The following is a 3837-nucleotide window of genomic DNA, read 5'->3' as shown; positions in this document are numbered from 1 at the left end:
CTCGGCGATGCAGCGGCCGTCAACAGCACCCGCTGGTCGCTGTTCAACGCCCTGACCGCCACCGGCCTGGCGGTGGAGACCGGCACGGGCGGACGCACCAAGTGGAACCGCACCCGCTTGGGTGTACCCAAGACCCATGCGCTGGATGCCGCTTGTGTCGGTGTGGTCGAGGGGGTGACCGGCTGGGTCGCGCCGGTCCTTTTGATCCGCTGCACCGGCCGGGGGGCCTACCAGCGCACCCGCGTGACCCAGGACGGTTTTCCCCGCGGGTACCTGATGCGCCACAAGCAGGTGCGCGGCTTCCAGACCGGTGACCTGGTGCGGGCCACGGTGCCGAGCGGCAAGAAGGCGGGGATCCACATGGGCCGCGTCGCGGTCCGGGCGACCGGGCGCTTCAATATTCAGACCCCGCAGGGCGTCGTCCAGGGCATCGGCTATCGCCACTGCTGCGTGATCCAACGCGGCGACGGGTATGGCTATGCGCAATTGGGCGCGACGGCGCTGCCGTCGCCCGCTATCCGTTCCCGACCTGAAGGGCGGGGTTTCTCGCGGAGGAACGGATGATGCTCCAACCATTCGGGCGCAGCGCCATCCTGATGGCAACCACCCTGATGCTCATCGCCTGCACCGCCGGCCTGGAAACCCATACCGAGCGTCCGCCGGCCGAGGTTGGCGGACGCTTCTCGATCGGGGGATTCTCATTCGGCGGCAAGCCCGACACCTTCGGTTACGAGGGGGAACTCAGCCCGCAGGAAGCGGCCCTGCGCGAACAGGCAAGGAAGTTCGATCGCACCGTCTGGCAAGGGATGCTGATCGGCGCCGTGGTCGGCACCGCGGTCGGCGTTGCGGCGGGTGGTGATACCGAGGATGCCGTCGGGGGGGCCATCATCGGTGCCAGCGTCGGCGCCATCGCCGGTATGTACGTCGCCCACATGCAGGAACGCTATGCCAACAAGGAAGACCAACTCGATGCCATGATCAAGGACGTGCGTAACTCCAATCGCGCGACCGAAACCCTGATCGCCGATGTGAAGACTGTCATTGAGGAGGACCGGCGCCGGTTGTCCGCCGTTCAGAAACGGGTGGCCCAGGGTCAGGCCAGCGCCAAGGAGTTGGAGCAGGAGCGCGGCCGGGTCTGGGGCAATCGCCGGGTGGTGGAAAAGGCCGCGGTGGGTGGGCAGGACCAGTACCGGATGTTCGAGGGCGCCATCCAGCGGTTTCAGAAGCAAAACCCCGGGGTCAAGACCACGGGCTTCGAGCAGGAACTCAAGAGCTATCGCAACAACCTCGCGACACTCGATCGCTTGGCAACGGGCATGGCGAAGGCTTGACCGCCGGGACGTCCAGAACCGATGAATACACGCTGCATACCGCACAGGGTGACTTCACGCTGACCAAGAACATCTGCCCCAGACCGCAAGAGATCATGGCACTCATCGCCGCAAGCACCGGTAAACAGGTGGAAGACATCGGCCTGCAACACTAGCATCAAGCAGAGCGGATGGTGGAACACGGCAGTGGCTATGGCCACAGCGAACAGTAGGCAACCGGGCCGGGCAGCGCAGCCTGGTGGGCGCGGCGCGGGTCTCAGCCAGCATGTTGAACTGCTGCCGACGCCGGTTCCTTGCCGATCGACCCCGCCTGGACTAAGCTAATATAGGCTTCCTACCTGATATCCGGACAGACCCTTGGCGTGGGGGCGGGTTTAAAACCAGCCCCTACGTCCGGTTATCACGTCCGCTGGCTATACCTAATGAACTACCGCTACGAGCGGATGTCTGTCGCATCACGGTGTCACCCAGAATGATGACTCATTACGTCGCTGCCCGGCCTGTTCTCTGGTTGTCCGCCCTACTCGCCGTCGCCGGTGCCGGCCCAGCCGGCGCCGAGGACAATACGGTCGCGCTTTACCAAGAAAAGGGTTTCGTCGTGGTCGGCGAGACCGCGGTTGAAACGACTGACGGCAACGATATTGTTTTGTTCGAGGGCTGTGAGACCGGTCAGGAGGTTCCCCTCGCCAACGGTCAGACCTTCGTCTGCGAGGACAGCGGTTGGATTCCGGAAGCGTTCTGGGCGGAGGTGGTCATCCTCAAGCACCCGACCACCGGCGAGGTCAAAGTCGTCATCGCCAATCACACGTTCAAAGGAACGTTGCGAGGCGACGCTGACCCGGCATCGCTCGTCGCGGCATTGCCCGTCTCAGCACCGCCGGTCGCTCAGCCTGCGCCGCGCGCCGAGCCAATGCCCGTTGCGCCGCCGCCCGCCCCGGCGCTTGGTCCGCAGCCGCCCGCGCCCGGTCCCAGACCATTACCCCCGGCCTTCGCCACCCCGGCGCCATCTCCGGATGTCGGCTCGCCATCGCCCCCGCCATTGGCGGCAACACTGATCGCGTCGGTCGCCGGGACCTGGCAGACCAGCCTGGTGCTGCGCGGCGCGCGGGTCGAGGGCATCGCGATCCTCGACGCCAACGGGAACTTCAACCGGTTCGAGCGCTGGGACTTTGGTTTGACGGTGCAGGTGTGGGGCACCTACACCGTCTCACCTATTTCACCGACCCTGTTTCAACTGAGCCAGAAGCCGATTGGATGGGAGCCCAGGGAATGGTGTGTACGCGGCAGCGTGTGCACGGAGCTGAATTATCCCGCCGCCGCGAGCCAGTTCACCTTCCTCGACGCCGACACCCTCCGCGACGAGCAGACGAAGGCGATCTACAAGAGGCAGTAATGCAATGAACGTCCGTCATCAGTTTGCGCGCATTGTTGTTTTTCTTGGGATCGGCATTCTGGTTTATCTGCCTGCGTGCATTGCTGAGATCACGCCCGCGCCGTCGCCGGCCGCGACGCCGACTGACGCGGGATCTTCATCACATTGGCGGTTCTTGCGTCATGACCGCGATAGCCTCCGACAGCTCGGCGGCGGCGACATGGTCGCCGGGATGAACACGCTCGGCGAGGTTGGTTATGAGCTGTTCATTGTCACCACCATGAACGATCAGGGAGCAGACGGTTGGCTGTACTTCAGGCAAGCGCCATGGAATCGACCGATGCCGCAGCCGCCGATCGAATATAAGGTGATCGACGATCAGGGCATCACCGATCTGGGTCAAGACAGCTTCGCCGACGGTCTCATCACGTTGGCGAACGATCGCTGGCAACTGGCTGCGATCACAACAAAAAAGGGCGGTGGGACCGGTTGGCACTTTTTTTACCGCGACAAAGTGGTGATGACGCCGGACCATACCGCTGGATCGCCATCCGCCGCAGTACCAAGCGATCAGCCGGACGACCCCCGCTCCGCACCCCTGTCAACATCGGCCGAGCCTGATTTCTCGACCCCTAGAGCCGCGGTGCAAACCTTGATCACTGCCGCAACCGCACGCAATGTGGACCTGCTGAGTCATTGCTTCGCCGACAGCGCGGCGGAGGAGTTTAAGCCCCTACGAAGCAAAACCGCGACGCAGGCGGATCTGGACGGCCTGGCAACCCTGCTCCAGGGTGCAACTGTCACCGATATACAAATCGAAGGTGGTCGGCAGGCCACCGTTTCCGTCAAACTGGCCACCCGGAACGACAAAATCGAGTTGACCAGAACCTCGGAGGGGTGGCGCGTGGTCGATTTCTGATCGCGTCGCGACAGGCCAGTAACCGTTCAGTCAATCGATGTCGCGCAACTCAACCCGACTGTTTCCCAACTCGATCAGATCGCCGACCGCCAGGCGCTGCTCTGAGAGAATACGCACCTGATTCACGAAGGTGCCGTTCGCGCTGTTGAGATCGGTGAGCCCGTAGGTTGGGGTGAGGAACGAACCCCAACATCCCGGCCGCCGATCGTTGGGGT

5 protein-coding genes and 1 pseudogene are annotated in these 3837 nt (G+C 63.6%); 5 read left to right on the top strand and 1 reads right to left on the bottom strand.

The genetic code is table 11. The features are described 5' to 3' along the window. From QZY03_RS14765 to QZY03_RS14745, 5 genes and pseudogenes are all read left to right on the top strand, one after another. Nucleotides 1-564, top strand: a pseudogene (locus QZY03_RS14765) (HNH endonuclease); the annotation flags it as partial. Continuing rightward, the gene (locus QZY03_RS14760) at nt 561-1331 is read left to right on the top strand and encodes a glycine zipper domain-containing protein (RefSeq protein ID WP_295582297.1); all 771 of its coding nucleotides are present in this window, start codon (nt 561-563) and stop codon (nt 1329-1331) included. The pseudogene QZY03_RS14765 and the gene QZY03_RS14760, both read left to right, overlap by 4 nt. Beyond that, a complete protein-coding gene (locus tag QZY03_RS14755; protein ID WP_295582296.1) occupies nt 1328-1486 on the top strand; it encodes a hypothetical protein in 159 nt (52 codons plus the stop codon). The genes QZY03_RS14760 and QZY03_RS14755 overlap by 4 nt, the downstream gene beginning before the upstream one ends. Before the next feature lie 317 nt (nt 1487-1803). After that, on the top strand, nt 1804-2724 hold the full coding sequence (locus QZY03_RS14750) for a hypothetical protein (RefSeq protein WP_295582294.1): 921 nt from the start codon (nt 1804-1806) through the stop codon (nt 2722-2724). A gap of 4 nt (nt 2725-2728) precedes the next feature. After that, nucleotides 2729-3622, top strand: coding sequence for a hypothetical protein (locus tag QZY03_RS14745; RefSeq protein WP_295582292.1), 894 nt, complete (start codon nt 2729-2731; stop codon nt 3620-3622). Between the two features lie 30 nt (nt 3623-3652). Here the strand turns inward: QZY03_RS14745 and QZY03_RS14740 are convergent. Further along, on the bottom strand, nt 3653-3837 hold a 185-nt coding region (locus QZY03_RS14740; protein WP_295582290.1), incomplete at its 5' end, for an FHA domain-containing protein.

Origin of the sequence: uncultured Lamprocystis sp. (genome assembly GCF_903933125.1) — a bacterium.
Classification (GTDB): Bacteria; Pseudomonadota; Gammaproteobacteria; order Chromatiales; family Chromatiaceae; genus Thiodictyon.
This window is presented reverse-complemented; position numbering and strand designations above follow the sequence as displayed.

Bases quoted from the DNA above. Each gene is read 5' to 3' on its own strand.
- QZY03_RS14760 (WP_295582297.1), top strand. From the start codon at position 561: ATGATGCTCCAACCATTCGGGCGCAGCGCCATCCTGATGGCAACCACC.
- QZY03_RS14750 (WP_295582294.1), top strand. From the start codon at position 1,804: ATGATGACTCATTACGTCGCTGCCCGGCCTGTTCTCTGGTTGTCCGCC.
- QZY03_RS14745 (WP_295582292.1), top strand. From the start codon at position 2,729: ATGAACGTCCGTCATCAGTTTGCGCGCATTGTTGTTTTTCTTGGGATC.